Genomic DNA, 22,487 nt, shown 5'->3' with positions numbered 1-22,487 from the left:
GGCTTAGACATGCATGACGAGCATTTCTAAGCTTTCTGTACAGGCTCAGGGTGAGCGTCATCACAGACGGTCACTCCTAGACCTCCATCAAAGGAGATTCTCATGTTTTCCACGAAGTTCGCCCGTCGCTCAGCGTCGACCATGGGTGTAGCAGCTGTCCTGGCACTGACCCTCTCCGCCTGCGGTGGCAATGTCGCCACTTCCGGCGGAAGCGACGACGGAAGCGACTTCCCCTCCGGTCCGGTGACACTGACCATCGGACAGGATCCCGGAGGCAGCACCGACCTGATCGGTCGGGCCATCGCCGAGAACGCCTCGGACCCCCTCGGCGTTCCGATTCCCGTGGTCAACAAGCCCGGTGCGAATGGCGCACTGGCCACGCAGGAAGTCGCCAACGCGAAGCCGGACGGGCAGACCCTGATCCTGCTCAACGCGTCCCTGATCGCCATCACGCCCCTGGCCGTGAGCGAGGACGAAGCGGTGAGCCTCGATGACCTCGAAATCATCAGCGGTATTTCACAGGACGACTACGTGCTGGTGGCCAATGCCGAGTCCGAGTACAAGACCGTCGAGGACATCGTGGCAGCGGGCAAGTCGTTCAACTTCGCCACCACGGGCGTCGGCACGGGTAGTCAGCTGGCGCAGGCGCTGCTCTTCAAGCAGGCAGGTGTCGACGGAACCGATGTTCCCTTCGACGGCGGTTCTCCGGCCATGACGGCGATCCTCGGGAACCAGGTCGACTTCGCCACCATCCAGCTGGGCGAGGCGATGCCGCAGATCGACGCCGGCACCCTGAGGCCGATCGTGACGTTCTCCGAGGAGCGCAACCAGTACCTTCCGGACGTGCCCACCGCCCTCGAGGCAGGGTACGACGTCCCCGTGTCGCAGTACCGTGCCATCGCGGCGCCCAAGGGCACCCCGGAGCCGGCGCTGGAGAAGCTCCGCGAAGCCGTTTCGGCCGCGTTCGAGAGCGAGGAGTACAAGGAGTTCAACGAGGAGAACCTCTTTACTCCGCACGAGATCGATGGTGAGCAGGTCACCGAGGAGTGGACGGCCAACGCTGCCAAGTACAAGGAGCTCGTGGAGAAGTACGAGATCGACCTCGGCGGCGAGAAGTGACATCGTCGCCTGACGCGGACCGCCGGGCAACCGGCGGTTCGCACGCCCTCCACCCGGAGCCCGAACACCAGGCTCCCGACCACGGGCACCATCTCGTCGACGACCTGACGCCGGAGGACCTCGCCGCGCAGTGGGAGCAGGAGAAACCCCCCGCCGCCGGACCAGGGGCGAACATCGCCTCCGCGATCGTCGTCACCGCCATCGGGGCCGCCGGCACCCTCGGCTCACTGAAAATGGGGCTGGGGTCCCCTGCCGACCCGGAACCGGGCCTGTGGCCCTTTCTGATCAGCGTCCTGCTGATGGTCCTCGGCATAGCCCTCGCCCTGTTCGGACGGAACGTCCTGGACGCGGAGAAGTTCTCCCGCTCCAGCCTCCAGGTTGCGGCCGGCCTCGTCAGCCTCGTCGTCTTCACCCTCCTGATCGGACGCATCGGCTTCGAGATCCCGGCACTGCTCCTGAACGTGGTCTGGCTGCGCTTCCTGGGCCGGGAGACCTGGCGGATGACAGCCGTGCTGAGCGTGGGCATCACCGTCGCGTTCTACCTGCTCTTCGTCTCCGCACTCAACGTGCCCATCCCGCATCTGTTCTAGGGAACCCCCATGGAATTTTTTGAACCGGTACTGAACGGTTTCGGCGTCGTCCTCGAGCCGACGAACCTCCTGTACTGCCTGCTCGGCGTCGTCATCGGCATGCTGATTGGCGTCCTGCCCGGCCTCGGCCCGGCGGCGACCATCGCGATCCTGTTGCCGTTGACCTACGGCATCGAACCCGTCACTGCGATCATCATGCTCTCCGGCATCTTCTACGGCGCCCAGTACGGCGGCACCATCACCTCCGTCCTGCTCCGGCTCCCCGGCGAAGCATCCTCCGTGGTCACCGTCTTCGACGGCTACGCGCTGACCAAGCAGGGCCGGGCAGGGACCGCACTCGGGGTAGCCGCCATCGGATCTTTCGTCGGCGGCACCGTGGCCATCGTCGGACTGACGTTCCTGGCTCCCCTCGTCGCCGGCTTCGCCCTGGACTTCGGCCCGCCGGAGTACACGGCCCTGGCCCTGCTCGGTATCCTCCTGGTCGCCACCGTCAGCAACGGTGGCCGGCTCAAATCGCTCATCGCAGCCGCCATCGGCCTCCTGCTCGCCACCGTGGGCCGCGACGGCTTCACCGGCGAGGCGCGATTCACGCTCGGAAGCCTGGAACTCGCCGACGGGCTCGACTTCGTGCCGATCGCCATGGGCATCTTCGGGCTCGGCGAGATTCTCTACAACCTCGAGGAACGCCACAACACGGTCTCCGCCCCCGCGAAGGTGGCGAATGTCTGGCCCTCCCGCAAGGACCTGAAGCAGGCATCCGGGGCCATCGGCCGCGGGTCCGTGCTCGGATTCTTCCTGGGCATCCTCCCCGGCGGCGGCGCCACCCTCTCATCCCTGGCGGCCTACGCGATGGAGAAGAAGCGGGCCAAGGACCCGTCACGCTTCGGAAAGGGCGCCATCGAAGGCGTCGCCGGACCCGAGACCGCGAACAACGCGGCAGCGACGTCGTCCTTCATCCCCCTGCTCACGCTGGGTATCCCGGCGAACGCGACCATGGCCATCATCTTCGGTGCCCTGCTCATCCAGGGCGTCACGCCGGGCCCACAACTCGTGCAGAACGACCCGGAACTCTTCTGGGGCGTCGTCAACTCGATGTACATCGGCAACATCCTGCTGCTGATCATGAGCATCCCCCTCGTCGGTATCTTCGTGCGGATCCTCCGGGTCCGCCCCGCGATCCTCGCCCCGGTCACCGTGCTCATCACCCTCATCGGCGTGTACACGATCAACAACAGCATCTTCGACATCTGGCTGGTCATCTTCTTCGGCGTGGTCGGGTACCTGATGAAGAAGTTCGGATTCGAACCCGGACCGCTCGTCCTGGCGTTCGTCCTCGGGGCACTGCTCGAGGAGAGCCTCCGTCGGTCGCTCCTCCTCTTCGGTGGCGACGCGACCCAGTTCGCCGGCCGGCCCATCACCGCCGTCCTCCTCCTCGTCTTTCTCGTCGTCATCCTCCTTCCGGTCCTCCAGAAGGCTCGGAAGAACCGGGCGGCCAAGGCCACGACCATCCCCACCAAGCACAAGGAATCGGTATGAGCATCCTCATCGGCTATGTCCCCACTCCCGAGGGAGAGGCCGCCCTCGAAGCCGGCCTGAAGGAGGCGCAGCTCAGGGACACCAACGCCGTCATCCTCAACTCGCCCCGCAAGGGAGCCCCCGTGGATCCCGTCCTCGTACCGGAGGACCAGGTCGCCGAACTGGTCCGACGGGCCAGGGCCGCCGGCGTGGAGGCGGTCGTCCGGCAGCCCGGGCACACGGATGACCTCACCGACGAGTTCATCGGACTCGCCGAAGAGATCGACGCCTCCCTCATCGTCATCGGGCTGCGGAAGCGGAGCCAGGTCGGGAAATTCATCATGGGCAGCCATGCCCAGCGGATCCTGCTCCAGGTCGACCGACCCGTCCTCGCCGTCAAGGCGACGAGTGATTCCGCACGCTGACGGTACCTGCCGGCACCAACCGGCACCATGAACTCCGGGGCCATCCTGAAAACCGATAGCGCGGCAGGATGGCCCCGGTTCTTTTCCCGGATCCAGCAGGGGTCTAGCATCGGCGCATGGGCTCGGTCGATGACGTGATCGACGCCGTCGCGCCGTCGCTCGGTGGTTTCTCCCTGTCGAGGGGGACCATCCGGTTCTCGGCGGCACCCGCTGCCCGACGCCGTTGTGCGGGAGATAGTACGTCGAAGGAGCCTCGAGATCACCGGCTGAGCGGACCTGTGCCTGCATCGAGGACGGAAGCCGGCGTCCCCTGGACCGGAACGGCCGCCATCCCCGGTGCTCCCGGTCACGGTTGGGCGCCGATTCCGGCAGCGGCGCTCCCTGCTGCCGCCAGGGGTCGATCATGGGAGCATGACATGGCCGGCCGGACGGGGCATGGCCGCCCTTGCGGCGGTCGTCCTCGCTGCCTGCGCGACACCGGGATACCCCGGTGCCGAGCCCGTCCCCGTTCCCGAGCCCGGCGTCGCCCCGCAGGCCGAGCCTGCGTCCGCCGAGCCGGCCTCCGCCTCGGCACCCGCGGCCCGGGCCGCCGAGGGCGAACTGATCGGACAGGGTACCGTGCTGCAGGTCGGAGACGCCCTGCCCCGGTTCTGCCTGGGTGGTGTGATGGAGTCCTATCCGCCGCAGTGCAGCGGACCTCCGATCGGCAACTGGGACTGGGCACTCGCCGGGCAGTCCGAGACGGCATCCGGCGTCACCTGGGGCGCCTACGCGGTGACGGGCACGTGGGACGGCACGATCTTCACGAGGACCGGTGCGCCGGTCCCGCTGTCCCTCTACGACGCCCTGCCTTTCGAGGATCCCCGCCTTCACGAGGGGAGGCGGGGCCCGGCGAGCCGGCAGGAGCTCGAACGCATCCAGCAGGAGATCTTCTCCGGGGTCGGGGACGATCTGCCGCTCAGCGCAGTGCCGGGTGACGGGTACCTCACGGTCACGGTGGTGTACGACGACGGCTCCCTCCAGGAGCGTTGGGACGCGGACTACGGCGTCGGCGTCGTCGTCGTACTGTCCGCTCTGCGTCCGCTGGCATGAACGGGAATACCCGCTGATTGCCGGCTCGTCCAGTCGGAGAAAAGTCCTGCAGAGGGTGCAGTGCTGCTGCCAGAATGAAGAGAACAAGGGTTCCCGGCACGCGCCGGTGCTTCCCCGGGCAGTCAGGAAGCCGGCCGCCGGGGATACCTTGCCGCGCTGCCCGCCGGGTGGCGGCTACCGAGCGGCTTCCTGCCCCCGTCCGGGCCGCCCAAAGGAATCCGCCAATGCAAGGCTTGCTCACCTATACCGCGATGAGGCACGCGGACCTGCCCCTGATGCTCGTCTGGGACCACTTCCTGAACATGGGAGGGTCCATCGGACAGTTCGAGGTCGATGCCTACCTCCACGGGATGATGACCCTCCCCGACGCCGACCGGGACTGCGTGGCGCAGGCCGTGAACGAACTCCTCGACGACCGCGCCAGGGTGGGCCCCCGCGCCTGCTGCCGCGCCCCGTACAGCGGCGCCGCGGCTGGCGGGTCGGGGAGCGTTTCCACCTTCAGCACCTGCACCGCAGCAGGCCATGGCCGTCCCGCGGCCGTCACGAGGCCGGACGGTCCGTCCGGGACCGCAGCGTGCCGGGTCCAACAACCGCAGCTGCCCGCCCGTCGGGCGGTGCGCCGGGAGCGGTGACGCGGGCTTGTCCCGTCCGGAGCCGCTGCCGGTTTCTCGGGCGTGCCCGGATCATGCCGGACGACGCCCGATCACCACCGTCGCACCCTCGTCCTCGAGGGTCCGGGACCATGCCTGGAAGCCCCCCTCCCGGAGGAGCCGGAGGCACTCCTGCTCCTGGTCCTCTCCCACCTCGAACAGGATGTGCCCACCCGGGACCAGCCAGTCGGGTGCCTCGCGTACCACCCTGCGCTGCACCTCCAGTCCGTCCTCCCCGCCGTCGAGGCTGATCAGGGGCTCGTGCACCCTCGCCTCGGCCGGAAGGGTCTGCACGCGCGCGGAGGGTACGTACGGCGTGTTGCAGAGCAGCGTGTCCACCGTCCCCTTGAGGGACACGGGTAACGGGTCGAACAGATCGCCCTCGTAGAGCTCCGCGTGGAGGCCGGCGACGTTGTGCCGCGCCAGGGCGACGGCGGCCCCGGAGATGTCCGAGGCGTGCAGCCGCAGGTCCTGCACGACGTCCGCGAGCGCCACTCCGAGCGCTCCGCAGCCGCAGCAGAGGTCCAGCACGGTCGAGCCCGCCGTCGTCAGGTCCGCGGCGCAGGCGACGAGGAATGCCGACCTCTGGCGCGGTACGAACACTCCTGGCCCCACCTCGAGCCTCAGCCCGCGGAAATCCACCCAGCCCAGGATGTGTTCGAGCGGAAACCCGTCGACGCGGCTCTCGAGCATCGCAGCCAGGGCCTCATCCGTGGCGCCGCTCGCGGCGAGCAGGCGGGCCTCGTCCTCGGCGAACACGCAGCCCGCGGCACGGAGCCGTACCGCCAGCTCCGCCTCCGTGAGGCGGAGGGCGGCAGGAGGGCCCTGCTGGTGGTGCGGCATCGAACGGCCCTTCGGCGGAGGCGGCGTGGCACCACGAGGATAGCGGCGATCAGGTATCCGTGTCGCTGTGGGCCATGGCCACCGGCTTGGACTCCACACTCCCGCGTTCACGCAGGTACACGGACGCCCCGATCATCAGGGCGATGACCATGAATTCGCTCTGCCAGTTCTGGAAGGACTCGAACCAGAACCGCGACGTGCCCGTCGCCCGTCAGCAGGAAGCCGGCGAGCGTCACGCCGGGCTCGCCGTGGGACAGTTGCTCCTCCCTCCTCCAGGACGGCGGGTGCGGCGGCAGGCGGGCTGCGGATAGCCTGAGCAGCATGGAACGCGTTGCGGTGATCTCCGATCTCCACGGGAACGTCACAGCCTTCACGGCCGTGCTGGAGGATCTCCGGCACCGTGGCATCAGCACCGTCTACAACCTCGGCGACGTCGCGGGCAAGGGGCCCCGAGGTTCCGAGTGCGTGCGCCTGAGCCGCCTGCACTGCGTCGTCACGGTGCGCGGCAACTGGGACGATTTCCTGCCCGGTGAGGCACCCGAGTGGCGCGACGACGCCGGCTGGTGGTGGCACAACGAGTTGACGCCCGAGGACCGCCGCTGGCTGCAGTCACTCCCGCTCTCCCATGACATCGTGCTGAGCGGGCGGCGCATCCGGATGTTCCATGCATCGGCGAAGAGCGTCTACCACCGCGTGCACGCGCGGCACACCGACGACGACTTCGAGGGGATGTTCGCGATGACGGAACTGACCGGGAACGGGCCCCGGCCGGACACGGTCTGCTACGGCGACATCCACGACGCGTTCGTCTCGACCTACGGCGGCCGTACGCTCGTCAACGTCGGGAGCGTCGGCAACCCGCTGGACGAGCCGCAGGCGTCCTATGTGATTCTCGAGGGGGAGCCGGAGGGCGGCCGGTCGGCGCCTTTCGGCATCCAGTTCGTGCGCGTGCCCTACGACATCGAGGCGGAGATCGCTGTCGCCGCGGCGCTCGGGATGCCGGCCCTCGAACCCTACGCGATCGAACTCCGCACCGCCGTCTACCGCGGACAGCATGCCGCGCTCGGGCTGCGTCTGGAGCCGTGAGGCGGACTGTCGGTCGGAAGCCGGCTGCTTCACCCCTGACCGACGGCCCCATGTCCGTGCAAGCACCTCGATGTATTCAACGTCGGTCCGCGGACGGGCCCGGGCCATCTGCTGCGTGCCTCCAGTGTGCGCCGTGCTCCTCACGCCCCGTGCTGAGCTGCCTCGAGATCGCCTCGGCTGACAGTCGACCGTCCGGGGTGGGGACGTCGGCAACGATCACCGGGGAGCCTGCGGAATTCGGTAATATTTCCTTGACCGTTTAGCAGCAGGCGGTTCACCACCTTCCCTTGCCCGGCATCGCGCGTGGCTGAAAAGGGTTGACGCAAAGGTTTTCCCGTTGGTTGATCACGCAAGAGACAGGGGCCCGGCGGTTCCGGGCCTGCTCCAGGACATGGTCCTCGACAGCGACGATGTCGAGGACTTCCTGACGAAACTGGTGAAGATCGCGGGTTCCACCCTGTCGGCCGAGGACGACGAGGTCCTGTGCGGGGTCACCCTGCTGCGGGCACGGACGAAGACGACGGTCGCGACCAACGGCATCGACGCGCAGAAGATGGACGAGGTCCAGTACGAGTACGACGACGGACCGTGCCTGCGCGCGGCCCGCAGGGGCGTCATCCACTACGTCAGTGATTTCGACACCGAGGAGCGTTTCCCCGAATACAGCAGGGCGATCAGCGGGCACGGCATCAAGTCCGCCCTGGGCGTTCCGATCCCGCTCGAGGGCGAGGCGACGGCGGCACTGAACTTCTACTCGCCCCTGAAGGATGCATTCAGCGAGGAGGCGATCGACGCCGCGCAGAGGTTCGCCGAGGAGGCATCGGTGTCGCTCCGCCTGGCGGTGCGCATCGCCAAACTGACGGATTCGAGCGCTGACATGCGTGCCGCCATGGAGAGCAGGACCACCATCGACCTGGCGGTGGGGGTGATCATGGGGCAGAACAGGTGCTCGCAGGACAAGGCGATGTCGATCCTCAAGGCGGCCTCCAGCGCGAGGAACATCAAGCTCCGGGACGTGGCGGCCTCCGTCCTGCAGTCACTCGGCCACGGGCCCGCGAAGACGCATTTCGAGTAGGGCGGACTCGGAGGGAACGGGGAGCGATGAACGAAGGACACCGGCGCGAACTCACCGCCGACGCGTTGCGGCGGGCCTGCCTGTCCGTCGCCGAAACGTGGATCCAGTACTTCGCGTTGGGCGGGTCCCGGTCGCAGGTGGAGATCGAGGCGTACCTCCGCGGAGAGGCGGAGCTTCCACCCCTCGAGTGCGAACTCCTCGCCGAAGCGGCCCGCGAAGCGTCCGGGGAGGGCGCGGATGCGGGCGGCCGGCCCGGGACGGAGCTGTCATCCGAGCCGGCGGCGGACATCTTCCGTCAGCTGGGCGCCGCCGGCTCCGTGCTCCTCGACCCGGAGACCGCAGAGGACGAGCGGCTCCGGTCGCTGGCGCAGCTCCACCTCCTGGACACCCCTCCCGAGGACCGGTTCGACCGGATCACCCGGCGGGCTGCGGAACGGTTCGGGTGTGAACTGGCGACTCTCGCGCTGATCGCGGACGATCGCCAGTTCATCAAGTCGGCGGTGGGGGAGGCGGACCAGGACCTCGAGCGGACCAAGGCCTTCTGCAACGCGACCATCCGTTCCTGCGGCCCGCTGGTCATGACGGACACGACGCAGGACGGGCGCTTCCGGTTCCACCCCTTCGTCGCCGGGGAGCCCCACATCCGCTTCTATGCAAGCTACCCGCTCCGCGGCCCGGGCGGCTGGCTGATCGGGACCCTGTGCGTCATGTCGACCTCCCCCCGCCCGTTCACGGACCAGGATCTCCTGGACCTCGAGCTCCTCGCGCACGAGATGCAGCACGAGGTGTTCCCGGGCTGGAAGGCGTGGAACATCCTCTGAACGTCCCGTCAGCCTTCCGCGGGGGGTCGGTCCGCGAGCCGCACGTCCACGGTCTCCGTCTCCGCACCACGGCGGGTCTCGACGGTGACCGTCTCGCCCGGGTCGCGCTGCCGCAGCGCCGCGAGAAGATCCTCGGGCGCCGACAGGTCCTCGTCACCGATCCGGGTGATGATGTCACCCGGCCGGATCCCGGCGTCGTCCGCCGGTCCGCCCTGCGACACCGACAGGACCACCACACCCGTGGTGTCCTCGAGGTTCAGCTGCTGGGCGATCTGCGGCGTGATGGCCCCCGGGGTCAGCCCCATGAACGCGTGTTCCGCCGTGCCGTCCTCGCGCAGTTCCTCGGCCACCTCCGTGGCGGTGGGAGCCGGGATCGCGAAGCCGAGCGCCACGGCGCCCTGGGAGGGCGGGATATACGCCTCACTGATGCCGATGATCTCGCCGCGGCCGTTCACGACGGCGCCGCCGGAGTTGCCCGGGCTGATCGCGGCGTCGGTCTGGATGAGGTCCACGAGCGACTGGCTCGTCGACGCGGACCCCGGGATCTCGCGGTGCAGGCCGGAGATGATGCCCGAGGTCGCGGTGTTCTCGAAACCGAGGGGTGATCCGATGACGACGGCGAGTTCGCCGATCCGCGGCAGGCCGGACTGGAAGGTCGCCGCGGGGAGATCGGTGCGGTCGGCGCGCACGAGCGCCAGGTCGGAGACGGCGTCGGTGGCCTCGACCGTCCCTGACACCCGCTGTCCGTCGGCGAAGGCGACCTCCACGTCCTCGTTGCCCCTGATCACGTGCTCATTGGTGAGGATGAGGCCGTCCTCGGTGTAGATCACGCCACTGCCGAGGCCGTCCTCCGTGAAGATGGTGACCACCGAGGGCTGCACTGTCTCGACGATATCGGGGATGCTCATGTCCACCTGCTGTCCGCCCGACTCCGTCCCACCCGCCGACGATCCGCCCGACTCTGTCCCGCCCGACTCCGTCCCGCCCGACGAGCCGTCCGGGGTGCCCTGCACCTGGGCCGGGGCATCCGACGCCGAGTCGGTGGTGCCGCCGTCGGTGCACCCGGTGACGGCGAGCAGCAGGGCGAGGGTCAGCGGGACTGCTGCGGTCCGGGTGCTGGCATTCGGCATCATGCGGTGGTCCTCCTCTATACGTCCCCGTCGATGGGCAGCGGGCCGGGCGCGACGTCCGCGTCACGCTGTGCCCGCTCCTGGTTACGACCGTACGAAGGGCATCGCCCGGTGGACAAGAAGGAAATAGGGAGCAGCGGGACTGGACAGGAGAGGAACTTCCTCCCAGGCATCCTGCGGCGGCATGCCGTTCCGGGCATGTCTACGAGTGGCCGTCGGCGTCCCGGTCGGGGCGGCGCAGGGGATGCTCGCGCCACGCATCCCGTTCCGAGGGGGCTGGGCCGTAGCCGGGGCGCAACAGCGGCTCGTCGGGATCGTCCTCGGGATTGCGCTTCCGCGGGGCACCGTGCCGGTGGGTGAGCCAATAGCCCCGGCCGATGCAGGCTGCCGCGGCAAGGATGATGAGGAGGCCGATCACCAGGAGCAGGGGTGCAGCCGCCGGCGCCTGCGTGCCGGTGGACTCGGCACGGGCGAAATCGGACACTGCCTGGGGGACGAAGAGCGTGCTGAGGAACAGCAGGACCAGTCCTGCCAGGTACTGCCTGGTGCCGAGCTTCATGACTCCCCTGGTGTCCGTGCGGCCGGTTCGGGTTCCTCCAGCTTAGGCCCTGCCGCCGCCCCGCCTAGGCTGGACCGGTGCACGAGACACTTCCCGGCAACCGCCTGCTCAGCCGCAGTATCCTCCGCCTCGCCGTGCCCGCACTGGGCGCCCTCATCGCCGAGCCGCTCTTCCTGCTCGCCGACTCGGCGATCGTCGGGCACCTCGGAGTGGCCGAGCTCGCTGGCGTAGGGCTCGCCTCCACGGTGCTGCAGACCGCCGTCGGGCTCATGGTCTTCCTCGCCTACTCGACGACTCCCGCCGTCGCACGCCTCCTCGGAGCGGGCCGCCTGCCGGACGCGCTCGCGGCAGGGCGCGACGGCGTGGGCCTCGCCGTCGTGCTCGGAGTCCTGCTGTCCGCCCTCGGCTGGGCCACGGCTCCCCGGCTCGCCTCCCTGATGGGTGCCGACGGTGCGGTGCACGCGTTCGCCGTCGACTACCTGCGCTGGTCCATGCCCGGCCTCACCGCCATGCTCGTGGTGCTCGCCGCAACGGGTGTGCTGCGAGGGCTGCAGGACACCCGCACACCGCTCGTCGTCGCGGGTGCGGGGTTCGGCGTCAATATCGTCCTGAACTACGTGCTCGTGTACGGCGCCGGGATGTCGGTGGCAGGCTCCGCCCTCGGGACGAGTCTCGCCCAGTGGGGCATGGCGGCCGTGTACGTGGTCCTGATCGTGCGGGCCGCACGGAGGGAACGGGTGCCCCTGCGGCCCTCCCTCCGCGGCATCCGCACCACGGCGGGCGTGGGCTCGTGGCTCATGCTGCGCACCCTGTCCCTGCGGGTGGCGATCCTCGCCACCGTGTTCGTCGCGACGTCGCAGGGATCCCTCAGCCTCGCCTCGCACCAGCTGGTCATGACCGTCTTCACCTTCCTCGCCTTCGCACTCGACGCCCTCGCCATCGCCGCGCAGGCGCTCATCGGCAAGGAACTCGGCTCGGGGAACCGGCCCCTGGCCCACGCGCTGACGCGGCGGATGATCGCCTGGGGGGTGGGGTTCGGCGTAATCACCGGAGGCCTGCTGGCGGCCGTGGCACCGTTCCTGGGCTGGATCTTCACTCCGGATCCCGCCGTGCAGGCAGCCTTCGCCGCCGGGCTCTGGGTGCTGGCCGCGGCCCAGCCGGTCTGCGGGTTCGTCTTCGTGCTCGACGGCGTCCTCATCGGCGCCGGTGACGCCCGCTACCTGGCCGTCGCCGGTGTCGTGAACCTCGTGGCCTACCTGCCGCTGCTGGTCCTCGTCGCCCGGGCGGACCTCACGGGCGCGGAGGGGATCGTATGGCTGTGGCTCGCCTTCGGTGTCGGTTACATGCTGGCCAGGGCCGCCACCCTTGGGTGGCGTGTGCGGGACGACCGGTGGATGGTGACCGGTGCGACGCGCGGCGGGGCCGCGGGCGCCGCATAGCCGTCGTGTCTCGACCGGTGGCGCAATCCCCGTGCGGGCGGGACGATTGTCATGAGGGGCCGCTGTCATGAGGGGCCGCTGTCATGAGGGGCCGCAGAACGGCGTCCAGGAGGACCGGAGGCAGGGAATGTCCGAGACGGTGGAGCAGCTGCTGGCAGAACTGTCCGCGCTCGAGGATCCCCGGATGCGCGCGGTGAACGAGAAGCACGGCGACGACCACGGCGTGAACCTGTCGGCCCTGCGCGCGCTGGCCCGGCGGCTGAAGACCCAGCAGGAGCTGGCCCGCGACCTCTGGGCCACGGGCCAGACGCCCGCGCGGCTGCTGTCGCTGCTGATCTGCCGGCCGAAGGATTTCGGGCACGACGAGCTGGACACGATGCTGCGCGAGGCCCGCGTCCCGAAGGTGCACGACTGGCTCGTGAACTATGTCGTGAAGAAGAGCCCGCACGCCGAGCAGCTCCGGGTCGAGTGGAGGGCGGACGCGGATCCCGTGGTGGCGAGCGCGGGATGGGCGCTGACGAGCGAACGGGTGGTGAAGAACCCGCAGGGCCTCGACCTCGACGGCCTGCTGGACGAGATCGAGGCGGAGATGAAGGAGGCCCCCGACCGGCTGCAGTGGGCCATGAACACCACGCTGGCGCAGATCGGGATCGAGCACGCCGGCCACCGGGAGCGGGCCCTCGCGATCGGGGAGCGACTGGAGGTCCTCAAGGACTACCCCACTCCACCGAACTGCACGTCCCCGTTCGCCCCGCTGTGGATCGGCGAGATGGTGGGCCGGCGGCAATCCTGAGGCAGCGGATCCGTTCTGCTACACGAGGGGGAACCGGGCGAGGAATTAAGTTAGGCTTTCCTTGCCAAATTCCCACCGGGGTCGCCGTACTGCCCCTCGCCGAGAAGAGCCCCGATGCACCCTCGCCCCCTGATCGCCGCCACCGCAGGGCTCACCGTCCTCTCGGCCGCACTGACCGGCTGCGGCATCATCGGCGGACAGTCGGCCGATCTCCAGATCTACTCCGCCCGCCACTACGACCTCGAGGGCGCGTTCGGGCAGTTCACCGACGAGACGGGGATCACCGTGGAGTTCATCAGCGGTGATGACGCCGAACTCCTCGAACGTCTGAAGGCCGAGGGAGCGGACACGCCGGCCGACATCTTCCTGACCGTGGACGCCGGCAACCTCTGGAACGCGGCCCGGCAGGGCGAACTGGCCGAGCTCGACTCGCCGGTGCTCGACGACGCCGTACCCGAGGACCTCCGAGACCCGCAGGGCCAGTGGTACGGACTGGCCATGCGCGCCCGCACGGTCACCTACAACCCGGATGCCGTGGATCCCGCCGAGTTCGACGCCACCGAGACGTATGCCGGACTGGCCGACCCGAAGTGGAAGGGACGGCTGTGCATGCGTGACGCCACCTCCGCCTACACCCAGTCCCTCGTCGCGAGCCTGATCGACCTCCACGGCCGGGAGGAGGCACTGAAGATCGTTCAGGGCTGGGTTGCCAATGACGTGGAGATCATGGGCAACGACGTCCTGCTGCTCGAGGCCATCGATGCCGGATCCTGTGACGTGGGCATCAACAACCACTACTACCTCGCCCGGACGCTCGCGGAGAACCCGGACCTGAACGTGGACCTGTTCTGGGCGAGCCAGGCGGGGGCCGGAACCCACGTGAACATCTCCGGTGCCGGCGTCGTCGAGGGCTCGGACAACGCCGAGGACGCGCAGCGGCTCATCGAATGGCTCGCCACCGACGGGCAGAACCCCTTCGTGGACGGGAACCACGAGTACCCGGTCAACCCCGCGGCGGAACCGGAACCGCTGATCGCGGAATTCGGCGATTTCAAGCGCATGCCGCTGAACGCGGAGGCCTACGGTGACCTCAACGCCGAGGCCGTCGATCTGCTCGCAGAGGCCGGATACAAGTGACCGGCACGGGGGTCCTCGCCGAGGCGAGGACCCCGACGCGTGGGCGTACGTCCGGGGCCGGCCGCCCGGCGTGGTCCGCCTTCGTCGTCGTCGTGGCACTGCTCGTCGCCACGCCCGTCCTGGCCGTCGTGCTCGACGGCGTCGGCAGCGTGGGGGACACCGCCCCGCCGCGGGGGATCCTCGCGATGGTGCTCACCACCCTGGCCCTGATGGTGGGCGTGGCAGCGGGCACACTCCTGGTGGGTGGCGGGCTGGCATGGCTGGTGACCGCGTACCGTTTTCCGCTGCGGAACGTGCTGGTGTGGCTGCTCGTCCTGCCCCTCGCCGTGCCCGCCTACATCCTCGGCTTCGTCTTCCTCTCGGTCTTCGACGTCTCGGGACCGGTGCAGTCGGCCCTGCGCGCCGTGCTGGGCCCCGACGTCTGGGTACCCGAGGTGCGCTCCTTGCCGGCCGCGGTGCTGGTGATGTCCCTGTCCCTGTACCCCTATGTCTACCTCCTGGTGCGTGCGGCGCTGATCGAGCAGTCCGCCGGCACCTACGATGCGGCACGTACCCTGGGTGCCGGGCGGGGGCGCACGCTGCGCCGGGTGCTGCTCCCGCTGGCCCGGCCGTCACTGGCGGCGGGGCTGTCCCTGGTGATGATGGAGACCCTGACCGACTTCGCGACGGTGCAGTACTTCAACGTCCAGACCGTCTCCGTGGGCGTCTACCTCGTCTGGAAGGGCACGTTCGACTTCCATGCCGCGACGCAGCTGGCGGTCCTGGTGCTGCTGTTCGCCGTGGCCGTCCTGACCGGTGAGCGGGCGCTGCGCGGCCGTGCACGGTACCACCAGCAGGGCGGACGGGGACAGGGCCTGCAGCCCGAGCGGCTCCGCGGCGCGCGCGGCTGTGCGGCGAGCGCGCTGTGCATCGCGGCTCTCGCCGCGGGCTTCCTGATCCCCGTGCTGCAACTGCTCGTCTGGGCGGTCGGCGAGGCAGGGAAGTCCGGCGTCCTGACGGACCCCCGTTTCGGCGAGTACCTGCTCAGCACCCTGCTCGTCGCGTCGGTCACCGCCCTGGCCTGCGTGGTGCTCTCCGTGGCGGTGGGCCACGCGGGGCGCATCAGCGGCGGGCGGATCGCCGCCTCCGCGGCGCAGCTGACCACCTTCGGCTACGCGGTCCCGGGCGCCGTCGTGGGCATCGGGGTCCTGATCGCGTTCGCGGCGGTCGATACCGCCCTCGAACGCGCGGGCGTCCCGGGCGGCACGGGGATCCTCGTGACCGGGTCGGTCCTCGGCATCCTCTACGCCTACGTGATCCGATTCCTCGCCCCCGCCTACCAGGCGGTGGACGCAAGCCTCGCGAAGATACCCCCGACCGTCACGTTCGCGGCCCTGAGCCTCGGCGCGGCTCCGCGGCGGATCCTGACCCGCGTCCATGCCCCCCTTGCCCGGCCCGGGGTGGCCGTGGCCCTGATGCTGGTGATGATCGATGCCGTGAAGGAGTTGCCCATCGTGCTGCTGCTGCGGCCCTTCGGCTTCACGACCGCGTCCGTGTGGGTCTACGAACTCGCCCGCGAGAACTTCTGGGAGAAGGCGTCGTTGCCCGCGCTGGTCATCGTCACCGCCGCGATCCTGCCCGTCGTCGTCCTCGTCCGCCAGGCCCGCCGGGCCGAGACCCGCGGGAGGGCGGGCGCATGACTCCCTCGACGACGGAAGCCCGGCCCCCCGCCGACGGCGTCCCTGCCGCCCTGTCGCTGGAGGGGGTGACCAGGCACTACGGCCGGTCCGTGGGCGTGGACGCACTGGACCTGACGGTTACGGCCGGCGAACTCGTGACCCTGATCGGCCCGTCGGGCTGCGGCAAGTCGACGACCCTCCGTCTGGCCGTGGGACTGGAACGGCCGGACGCCGGCATCATCCGGGTCGCAGGCAAGGTGATGGCCGACGGGCGCCGCTTCGTGGAACCCGAGCAACGCAGGGTGGGACTGGTGTTCCAGGACCACGCCCTCTTCCCGCACCTGACCGTGGCCCGCAACGTGGAGTTCGGCCTCGACCGGCTGGGCCGGAGCGAACGACGGACGCGGGTGGGTGAGGTCCTGGACCTCGTGCAGCTGTCCCACCTCGCGCACCGGTATCCCCACGAGTTGTCCGGCGGCGAGCAGCAGAGGGTGGCCCTGGCCCGTGCGCTGGCGCCCCGGCCCACCGTCGTGCTCCTCGACGAGCCTTTCTCCAGCCTGGACGAGTCCCTGCGCGCGCAGGTACGCCGCGACACCGTCGCGACCCTGCGCGAGACCGGCACCACGGGAGTGCTCGTGACCCATGACCAGACCGAGGCCCTGTCCGTGGGCAGCCGCGTCGTCGTCATGCGCAACGGTGTGATCGAACAGGCCGATACGCCGGAGAAGGTGTTCGAGCAGCCCGCGACCCGTTTCGTCGCCTCCTTCATGGGCGATGCCGACTTCCTCCCGGCGCACGTGCACCGGGCCCTGCTGACCTGCGAGATCGGGATCGTCTCGACGGTCCCGGGCTGGGCTAACAGCGACCTGGACGTCGACGTCGTGCTGCGGCCGCACGAGGTGGCGTTGCAGCCGGACCCGAACGCCTCCGCACGTGTCAGCGCGGTCGAGTACCACGGCGCGTTCGTTCTCCACCATGTCCGGCTGGCCTCCGGCCGGACCCTGCGTTCGTGGCAGCCCCACACCGTACGCCACCCGGTGGGAACGGCGGTCGCCGTCTCCGTCACCCCAGGCACCACCCCCACGCTGCTCCTGGGCGACCAGGCCATCACGTCCCCGCCGGCGAGCAGCTCGCTGGCAGGGCCATCGTCCGAACCCCTTCCGCTACGTCAGGTTTCCCCCTTGTCGACTCCTTCCGGGACGGCAGCGCCGTGACCGCGCAGCCCGAACTCGCCCAGATCGCCTTCACCGACCTCGCCCGCCACGGCGGGCGCCCCGCCGTCATCACCGACGACGGCGTTCTCACGTACCGCGAGCTCGCCGGGCGGGTCGACGATTTCGCCGCCCGTCTGGGCACGGAGCGCCGGCTGGTGCTGCTGGCCGCCCGCAACGCCCTGGACTCCCTCGTGGGATACCTGGCCGCGCTGTCGGCCGGCCATCCCCTGCTCCTGGTGCCGGCGGACAAGCCGGCAGCACTGGAATCCCTCGTGTCGGCCTACGACCCCGACGTGGTGCTGCGCCCCGGTGAGGGCGTCCCGGTCCTCGAGGAACGCCGTCCCGGGTCGCGGCACGAGCTGCATCCCGACCTTGCCCTGCTGCTCAGCACCTCGGGGTCCACCGGCTCCCCGAAGCTCGTGCGGCTCTCGCACGCCAACCTCACGGCGAATGCCGCTTCCATCGCCGAGTACCTCCGTATCGAACCGGAGGACCGTGCCGCGACAACCCTGCCCCTGCACTACTGCTACGGCCTGTCCGTGGTCAACAGCCACCTGCTGCGCGGGGCCGGGCTGGTCCTCACAGACCTCTCGGTCGTCGACCCCTGCTTCTGGGACCTCTTCCGGGACAGCCGGGCGACGTCCTTCGCGGCCGTCCCCTACACCTTCGACCTGCTGGAGCGCGTGGGCTTCGAGGACACGGACCTGCCGCACCTGCGCTACGTCACCCAGGCGGGCGGCAGGCTGGCGCCCGAGAAAGTGCGCTACTGGGCCGGAGCCGGACGGCGCCGCGGCTGGGACCTGTTCGTCATGTACGGGGCCACGGAGGCGACCGCCCGCATGGCCTACCTGCCGCCGGACCTCGCCGCCGAGCATCCGGGGGCCATCGGGGTGCCGGTCCCGGGCGGTGCCTTCCGCATCGAGCCGGTGGAGGACCTGAACGACGGGGAACTGGTCTACAGCGGTCCCAACGTCATGCTCGGCTATGCCGAACGGCCCGCCGACCTCGCCCTGGGCCGGGAGATCCATGAACTGCGCACGGGCGACCTCGCCCGCCGGAACGCCGACGGACTCTACGAAGTCGTGGGGCGCCGCAGCCGGTTCGTGAAGCTCGCGGGCCTGCGCATCGACCTCGGGCAGGTCGAGCGCATCCTGGCGGAACTGGGCGTTCCGGCGGGGGCCGCCGGATCCGACGACGGCCTCGTCGTCGCCGTCGAGGGCGAGCATGACTCCTCGCTCCTGACCAAGGTCCTTGCCGGCAGCGTAGGCCTGCCGCGTGCGGTGATCGAGATGCATCCCGTGGAGCACCTGCCACGGCTGGCCACCGGCAAGGTCGACTACCCGGCCGTGCGCCGGCTGGCCGCGCAGGCACCCCCTGCCGCCCCGGAATCCCGGAGCGGTGAGCGCGATGACGTGCGGCGCATCTTCGCGGAGGCGCTGGACCGGACCGACATCGACGGCGGCGACACCTTCGTCTCCCTCGACGGTGATTCCCTCTCCTATGTGGCCGTGTCGGTGCGGCTGGAACAGGTGATCGGACGGCTTCCGGCCGACTGGCACCTGCTGTCCGTGCGTGAGCTGGAGCGCCGCCGGAAGCCCCGGCGTCGCGTCGTGTCCTTCCTGGAGACGTCGATCGTGCTGCGCGCCGTGGCGATCGTGTGCATCGTGGCGACGCACGTGCATCTCTTCCACTTCCAGACGGCCCACCTCCTCTTCGCCGTGGCGGGGTACAACTTCGCGCGGTTCCAGCTGGGCGGCGAACGCGTTCCGCGGCTGCGCCGCCACCTGCGCAGCCTGACCCGGATCGTGGTGCCCTGCGTGGCGTTCATCGCGGTGGCCTACCTGCTCACCGACGACTACAGCGTCGCGAACGTCTTCCTGCTCAACGGCATGGTGGGACCGCAGGAACTCACGACCCAGTGGCACTTCTGGTTCGTGGAGATGCTGACCTACATCCTCATCGGCGTGACGGCACTTCTGGCCGTGCCGTGGGCCGACCGGCTCCAGCGCCTGGCTCCCTTCGGCTTCGCACTGGGTTTGGTGGCGGTGGGGCTGATCAGCCGCTACGACATCGTGGACCCGGGGCTGCCGAAGCCGGCGCCCGTGTTCTGGCTCTTCGCCCTGGGCTGGGCCCTCGCCTGCGCCCGGACCGGCCTGCACCGGTGGACGGTCTCGGTGCTGACGCTACTCAGTGTTCCCGGCTTCTCCAGCAGCGCCACCAGTACCGTCCACGAGGTCACCGTCGCCACCGGCATCCTGCTGCTCATCTGGGTGCCGGCGCTGCCGGTGCCGACGGTCCTGCGCCGCGGAGTGGGTTGGCTGGCCGCGGCGTCCCTGTACATCTACCTCACCCACTGGCTCGTCTATCCGGTACTGCTCGCGCTCAGCCCGGTCCTGGCCGTGGGAGGTTCGCTCGTGGTGGGCGTTGCCTACTGGGCGCTGTGCAGCTGGCTGCCCGCCGCTATTGCGCGCCGGCGGCGGTCGGTGGTCCCGGCGGGTTCACCCGTTCCACCCGCGGTCCGGGCCAGGGGGCGGAGGGCTGAACTGGACATGATCCCCCGGCTCCCGTACTCCGTCCAGGAGGGCCCCTGATGGCTGCTGCATCGCCTGTCCCCGGCGCCGGCGAGGCCCAGCTTTCCGTATGGAAGCCCTTCCTGGTCCGCGCCGTGGTGAGCGCAGTCTTCGGGCTCGTCACCATCTTCTGGCGCGACCCGTCGACGCCGGTGATGTCCTTCGCCGGCGGGCTGTATCTCCTGCTGAACGGCGGGGCCTACCTGTGGACGCACCGCAGGACGCACTGGGGTCCCCGGTTCAGGTTGCTGACCGAGATCGGCGGTGGCCTGCTCCTCGGCGCGGGCATCGCCAGCCTCGTCTTCCGCGATGACCGCAGTTTCGCCTTCGCGGGTGCCGTCGCACTGGCCGTCGCCGGTGCTGCCGAGCTGGTACGGGGGCTCACGGTCCGCGGCCACGTCGCCGCCCGGGACCTCATCACGGCTGGAGTCGTCGGCCTGGCCACGGGCGCCATCCTCCCGTTCGTCGAGGAACTCGGCGCGCATGCCCTGCTCGGCGTGACAGGTGGAGGTGCGCTGCTGACCGCCGTCGTCCTCTGTATCGCCGCCCTCGGCTACCGGCACGATTCAGCCTTCAGCGCACCATCCGTTTCCGGCGCCGAGGGCGAGCCGGACCCCGTAAACTAGAGCCTCTACGTCTCGTAGAAATCTCGCACCACCGGAAGGAGTGCCCGTGGCCAAGCGCCAGCCGGGGAAGCCCACGCAGGGACGATTCCGCCACGGCATCAAGGCACCGCTCGTCTTCTCCGCGGTTCTGGCCGTGGTGGCCGGGGTCGCGACGTCGATCTTCGCCACCGGCGGCGGCAGCAAGGAACTGCGCGTCGACCTGGGCCTGACGGCTGCGGGTATCGCGTTCATCGCCTCGCTCGTCATCTGCGCCATGCTCATGATGGCCGAGACGCCGAACTCGGAGCACCTGAGCAAGGGTTCCGGCATCAACCGCTCGTCCGCCAGGCCGGACCGGCAGGCACCGCCCGCACAGTCCGCCGCGGAGCCCGGGTCCGACGCCGCCCAGCGGGGGACCGGCGAGGAGCCCCGCTACGGGGAGCGCCTGCCGAAGCAGGACACCTGACCCGCACGCCCTCTTGACGCTACTGCTAGCCTCCCCTCATGCAGGATGACGTAGCAGGATTCATCAGCACCTTCGGCACTCTGGTCCGCCTCGCGCAGGAAGCGCAGCCCTCCACCGCGCGCGGCAGGGAACTCCTCGACACCCTCAGCGCCCATCTGGGTGCGGAAGCGGGCAGCGTCCCCGTCGTCGTGGAGGACGTGTCGGGCAGCCGCTACGTCGACGCGGACATCATCCTCGTGTCCCTCACGGGGCCCGACGGGCGGCTCGTCGGCATCGGGGGCGGGGACCAGCGCCACCACATGTCGCTGAGCGACATGCTCCAGCAGTCCGCGCTGTATCCGAACTTCCCGCTGGCGCAGCCGGATTACGCGAACCTGCCGGTCGCGCCGGACCGGCAACGGCAGACGGTGGCACTCGGCCTCCGGCTCTTCCGCCGCGCTGGCGTGCCCATCGCGCTCCTGCAGCGCAAGGCGGATCCGCGGTACGGACGGCAATCCGCCTCCCTCGAGGTGCTCTGCCCGGACCCCGCGGTGACCGCCGACTTCCTCGCGGAGTTCCGGCGGCGGATGCAGAGCGAGAGTGTCCTGAAGGGCCAGATCCTGTCCTTCACAATGGAGGACTTCGGCCCGAGCAGCGCCGGCGTGACGTTCCACGCGCGACCTACCCTGACGGCCGACGACGTCATCCTTCCCGAGGGGCTCCTGGCGAGGGTCACGGAGCATGCTCTCGGCATCGCAGCCCACCGCCAAGCGCTGGTGGCGGCCGGCCAGCACCTCAAGCGCGGCATCCTCCTGTACGGTCCGCCGGGCACGGGCAAGACCCACACCGTCCGCTTCCTGCTGAGCGCGAGTACGGGAACGACGGCGATCCTGCTGTCCGGCGGCACCCTCGCCCACGTGGGGGAGGCGGCCCGGATGGCACGCGCCCTGCAGCCGTCGATCGTGGTGCTCGAGGATTGCGACCTGATTGCCGAGGACCGCAGCTTCGGTCACGGCCCCCAGCCGCTGCTGTTCGAGGTGCTGGATGCGATGGACGGGCTCGACGACGACGCCGACGTCACCTTCGTCCTCACCACCAATCGCGTCGACATGCTCGAGCGCGCGCTCGCACAACGCCCGGGCCGCGTGGACCTGGCCGTCGAGGTGCCCCTGCCTGCCGAGCACGAGCGGGCGGAGCTGCTGCGGCTCTACGCCCGGAACCTCCCGTTCAGCCCCGGGGTCATCGGCTCTGCCGCAGCGCACATCGAGGGCACGACGGCGTCCTTCACGCGGGAGCTGGTGCGGCGCGCGGTCCTCGCCGCCGCACTGCAGGGCGTCCCGGTGGAGGACGACCATCTCCTCGCGGCAGTGGACGAGCTCATGGCGGACGCGGCGTCGCTGACGAGGAGCCTGCTCGGCAGCAACTATCCCGCCTCGGAGGATGGCTTCTCCGAAGGGCAGGAAACACTCCCCGCAGGTCCGGGACTGGCGCCGTACTCCGGCATCTACCTGCCGGAGTACGGGTCCGCATTTCCCGCATCCTCGGAGGAGCAGGTACAACAGGGCCTCGCCGATGGGGGCTATTCGGAGGACGGCTTCCAGGGGGACGGCGTGGAGGGCATCGACCGGGCGGAGGGCCCGGACTAGTTCCGTCGGACTCCCACGGAACCACCGCGGCAGGTGAGGGAGCCCATGCCTTGCACGCTGTCCGCAACAGGTACA

The 22,487-nt window shown here is 69.8% G+C and carries 23 protein-coding genes; 19 read left to right on the top strand and 4 right to left on the bottom strand.

The genetic code is table 11. From position 1 onward, the window contains the following. Window positions 1–102: 102 nt before the first annotated feature. The 6 genes from ACX80J_RS05525 (at window position 103) to ACX80J_RS05500 (ending at window position 5,373) form a co-directional block, all read left to right on the top strand. Entirely contained in the window at window positions 103–1,119 is a 1,017-nt protein-coding gene (locus ACX80J_RS05525) for a Bug family tripartite tricarboxylate transporter substrate binding protein (protein WP_459347124.1), read from the top strand. Then, window positions 1,116–1,709: a tripartite tricarboxylate transporter TctB family protein gene (locus tag ACX80J_RS05520; RefSeq protein WP_459344067.1), complete on the top strand. Its 594-nt coding sequence runs from the start codon at window positions 1,116–1,118 to the stop codon at window positions 1,707–1,709. The genes ACX80J_RS05525 and ACX80J_RS05520 overlap by 4 nt, the downstream gene beginning before the upstream one ends. Window positions 1,710–1,718: 9 nt before the next feature. Beyond that, window positions 1,719–3,245, top strand: coding sequence for a tripartite tricarboxylate transporter permease (locus ACX80J_RS05515; RefSeq protein WP_459344066.1), 1,527 nt, complete (start codon window positions 1,719–1,721; stop codon window positions 3,243–3,245). After that, complete coding sequence (locus tag ACX80J_RS05510) at window positions 3,242–3,649, top strand: universal stress protein (protein ID WP_459344065.1); 408 nt, start codon at window positions 3,242–3,244, stop codon at window positions 3,647–3,649. Before ACX80J_RS05515 ends, ACX80J_RS05510 begins: the two co-directional genes overlap by 4 nt. A 411-nt stretch (window positions 3,650–4,060) precedes the next feature. Beyond that, window positions 4,061–4,741: a hypothetical protein gene (locus ACX80J_RS05505; RefSeq protein ID WP_459344064.1), complete on the top strand. Its 681-nt coding sequence runs from the start codon at window positions 4,061–4,063 to the stop codon at window positions 4,739–4,741. 224 nt (window positions 4,742–4,965) lie between these two features. Continuing rightward, window positions 4,966–5,373 carry a hypothetical protein gene (locus tag ACX80J_RS05500; protein WP_459344063.1) on the top strand — a complete coding sequence of 136 codons (408 nt, stop codon included), beginning with the start codon at window positions 4,966–4,968 and terminating at the stop codon, window positions 5,371–5,373. Between the two features lie 51 nt (window positions 5,374–5,424). Here ACX80J_RS05500 and ACX80J_RS05495 read toward each other — a convergent pair whose 3' ends face one another. Further along, complete coding sequence (locus tag ACX80J_RS05495; RefSeq protein ID WP_459347123.1) at window positions 5,425–6,234, bottom strand: putative protein N(5)-glutamine methyltransferase; 810 nt, start codon at window positions 6,232–6,234, stop codon at window positions 5,425–5,427. 49 nt (window positions 6,235–6,283) lie between these two features. Continuing rightward, the gene (locus tag ACX80J_RS05490) at window positions 6,284–6,385 is read right to left on the bottom strand and encodes a DUF6766 family protein (RefSeq protein ID WP_459347122.1); all 102 of its coding nucleotides are present in this window, start codon (window positions 6,383–6,385) and stop codon (window positions 6,284–6,286) included. Here ACX80J_RS05490 and ACX80J_RS05485 point away from each other — a divergent pair. From ACX80J_RS05485 to ACX80J_RS05470, 4 genes are all read left to right on the top strand, one after another. Beyond that, window positions 6,384–6,545, top strand: a complete 162-nt coding sequence (locus tag ACX80J_RS05485; RefSeq protein WP_459347121.1) for a hypothetical protein — start codon at window positions 6,384–6,386, stop codon at window positions 6,543–6,545. The genes ACX80J_RS05490 and ACX80J_RS05485 overlap by 2 nt on opposite strands. A gap of 10 nt (window positions 6,546–6,555) precedes the next feature. Further along, the gene (locus ACX80J_RS05480; RefSeq protein WP_459347120.1) at window positions 6,556–7,320 is read left to right on the top strand and encodes a metallophosphoesterase family protein; all 765 of its coding nucleotides are present in this window, start codon (window positions 6,556–6,558) and stop codon (window positions 7,318–7,320) included. A 337-nt stretch (window positions 7,321–7,657) separates the two neighbouring features. Continuing rightward, the gene (locus ACX80J_RS05475; RefSeq protein WP_459347119.1) at window positions 7,658–8,395 is read left to right on the top strand and encodes an ANTAR domain-containing protein; all 738 of its coding nucleotides are present in this window, start codon (window positions 7,658–7,660) and stop codon (window positions 8,393–8,395) included. A gap of 26 nt (window positions 8,396–8,421) precedes the next feature. Continuing rightward, entirely contained in the window at window positions 8,422–9,216 is a 795-nt protein-coding gene (locus ACX80J_RS05470) for a GAF domain-containing protein (RefSeq protein ID WP_459347118.1), read from the top strand. Between the two features lie 8 nt (window positions 9,217–9,224). On the opposite strand, the gene ACX80J_RS05465 is transcribed toward ACX80J_RS05470, so the two are convergent. Together ACX80J_RS05465 and ACX80J_RS05460 are read right to left on the bottom strand one after the other, a co-directional pair. After that, complete coding sequence (locus tag ACX80J_RS05465) at window positions 9,225–10,349, bottom strand: S1C family serine protease (RefSeq protein WP_459347117.1); 1,125 nt, start codon at window positions 10,347–10,349, stop codon at window positions 9,225–9,227. Between the two features lie 199 nt (window positions 10,350–10,548). Beyond that, the gene (locus ACX80J_RS05460) at window positions 10,549–10,905 is read right to left on the bottom strand and encodes a hypothetical protein (RefSeq protein WP_459344057.1); all 357 of its coding nucleotides are present in this window, start codon (window positions 10,903–10,905) and stop codon (window positions 10,549–10,551) included. A gap of 77 nt (window positions 10,906–10,982) precedes the next feature. Between ACX80J_RS05460 and ACX80J_RS05455 the strand changes: the two genes are divergently transcribed. From ACX80J_RS05455 to ACX80J_RS05415, 9 genes are all read left to right on the top strand, one after another. Then, a complete protein-coding gene (locus ACX80J_RS05455; protein WP_459344056.1) occupies window positions 10,983–12,344 on the top strand; it encodes an MATE family efflux transporter in 1,362 nt (453 codons plus the stop codon). A gap of 127 nt (window positions 12,345–12,471) precedes the next feature. Continuing rightward, entirely contained in the window at window positions 12,472–13,137 is a 666-nt protein-coding gene (locus tag ACX80J_RS05450; RefSeq protein ID WP_459347116.1) for a DNA alkylation repair protein, read from the top strand. 114 nt (window positions 13,138–13,251) lie between these two features. Continuing rightward, on the top strand, window positions 13,252–14,274 hold the full coding sequence (locus ACX80J_RS05445; RefSeq protein WP_459344054.1) for an extracellular solute-binding protein: 1,023 nt from the start codon (window positions 13,252–13,254) through the stop codon (window positions 14,272–14,274). Beyond that, window positions 14,271–15,953 carry an ABC transporter permease gene (locus ACX80J_RS05440; protein WP_459347115.1) on the top strand — a complete coding sequence of 561 codons (1,683 nt, stop codon included), beginning with the start codon at window positions 14,271–14,273 and terminating at the stop codon, window positions 15,951–15,953. Before ACX80J_RS05445 ends, ACX80J_RS05440 begins: the two co-directional genes overlap by 4 nt. After that, window positions 15,950–17,146: an ABC transporter ATP-binding protein gene (locus ACX80J_RS05435; protein ID WP_459344052.1), complete on the top strand. Its 1,197-nt coding sequence runs from the start codon at window positions 15,950–15,952 to the stop codon at window positions 17,144–17,146. The genes ACX80J_RS05440 and ACX80J_RS05435 overlap by 4 nt, the downstream gene beginning before the upstream one ends. Continuing rightward, complete coding sequence (locus ACX80J_RS05430) at window positions 17,143–19,737, top strand: AMP-binding protein (RefSeq protein ID WP_459347114.1); 2,595 nt, start codon at window positions 17,143–17,145, stop codon at window positions 19,735–19,737. Before ACX80J_RS05435 ends, ACX80J_RS05430 begins: the two co-directional genes overlap by 4 nt. Further along, window positions 19,737–20,342, top strand: coding sequence for a hypothetical protein (locus ACX80J_RS05425; protein ID WP_459347113.1), 606 nt, complete (start codon window positions 19,737–19,739; stop codon window positions 20,340–20,342). Before ACX80J_RS05430 ends, ACX80J_RS05425 begins: the two co-directional genes overlap by 1 nt. Before the next feature lie 46 nt (window positions 20,343–20,388). Then, window positions 20,389–20,787 carry a hypothetical protein gene (locus ACX80J_RS05420; protein ID WP_459344049.1) on the top strand — a complete coding sequence of 133 codons (399 nt, stop codon included), beginning with the start codon at window positions 20,389–20,391 and terminating at the stop codon, window positions 20,785–20,787. A 38-nt stretch (window positions 20,788–20,825) separates the two neighbouring features. Next, entirely contained in the window at window positions 20,826–22,412 is a 1,587-nt protein-coding gene (locus ACX80J_RS05415) for an AAA family ATPase (protein WP_459347112.1), read from the top strand. Window positions 22,413–22,487: the final 75 nt, after the last annotated feature.

The organism is Arthrobacter rhamnosi (assembly GCF_054510975.1).
The sequence above is the reverse complement of the archived record's forward strand: the minus strand, read 5'-3'. Positions and strand labels throughout refer to the sequence as shown.

Bases quoted from the DNA above. Each gene is read 5' to 3' on its own strand.
- ACX80J_RS05485 (WP_459347121.1), top strand. From the start codon at position 6,384: ATGAATTCGCTCTGCCAGTTCTGGAAGGACTCGAACCAGAACCGCGAC.
- ACX80J_RS05515 (WP_459344066.1), top strand. From the start codon at position 1,719: ATGGAATTTTTTGAACCGGTACTGAACGGTTTCGGCGTCGTCCTCGAG.
- ACX80J_RS05470 (WP_459347118.1), top strand. From the start codon at position 8,422: ATGAACGAAGGACACCGGCGCGAACTCACCGCCGACGCGTTGCGGCGG.
- ACX80J_RS05425 (WP_459347113.1), top strand. From the start codon at position 19,737: ATGGCTGCTGCATCGCCTGTCCCCGGCGCCGGCGAGGCCCAGCTTTCC.
- ACX80J_RS05525 (WP_459347124.1), top strand. From the start codon at position 103: ATGTTTTCCACGAAGTTCGCCCGTCGCTCAGCGTCGACCATGGGTGTA.
- ACX80J_RS05450 (WP_459347116.1), top strand. From the start codon at position 12,472: ATGTCCGAGACGGTGGAGCAGCTGCTGGCAGAACTGTCCGCGCTCGAG.
- ACX80J_RS05435 (WP_459344052.1), top strand. From the start codon at position 15,950: ATGACTCCCTCGACGACGGAAGCCCGGCCCCCCGCCGACGGCGTCCCT.
- ACX80J_RS05510 (WP_459344065.1), top strand. From the start codon at position 3,242: ATGAGCATCCTCATCGGCTATGTCCCCACTCCCGAGGGAGAGGCCGCC.
- ACX80J_RS05445 (WP_459344054.1), top strand. From the start codon at position 13,252: ATGCACCCTCGCCCCCTGATCGCCGCCACCGCAGGGCTCACCGTCCTC.
- ACX80J_RS05480 (WP_459347120.1), top strand. From the start codon at position 6,556: ATGGAACGCGTTGCGGTGATCTCCGATCTCCACGGGAACGTCACAGCC.
- ACX80J_RS05460 (WP_459344057.1), bottom strand. From the start codon at position 10,905: ATGAAGCTCGGCACCAGGCAGTACCTGGCAGGACTGGTCCTGCTGTTC.
- ACX80J_RS05465 (WP_459347117.1), bottom strand. From the start codon at position 10,349: ATGATGCCGAATGCCAGCACCCGGACCGCAGCAGTCCCGCTGACCCTC.
- ACX80J_RS05500 (WP_459344063.1), top strand. From the start codon at position 4,966: ATGCAAGGCTTGCTCACCTATACCGCGATGAGGCACGCGGACCTGCCC.
- ACX80J_RS05505 (WP_459344064.1), top strand. From the start codon at position 4,061: ATGACATGGCCGGCCGGACGGGGCATGGCCGCCCTTGCGGCGGTCGTC.
- ACX80J_RS05495 (WP_459347123.1), bottom strand. From the start codon at position 6,234: ATGCCGCACCACCAGCAGGGCCCTCCTGCCGCCCTCCGCCTCACGGAG.
- ACX80J_RS05415 (WP_459347112.1), top strand. From the start codon at position 20,826: ATGCAGGATGACGTAGCAGGATTCATCAGCACCTTCGGCACTCTGGTC.
- ACX80J_RS05490 (WP_459347122.1), bottom strand. From the start codon at position 6,385: ATGGTCATCGCCCTGATGATCGGGGCGTCCGTGTACCTGCGTGAACGC.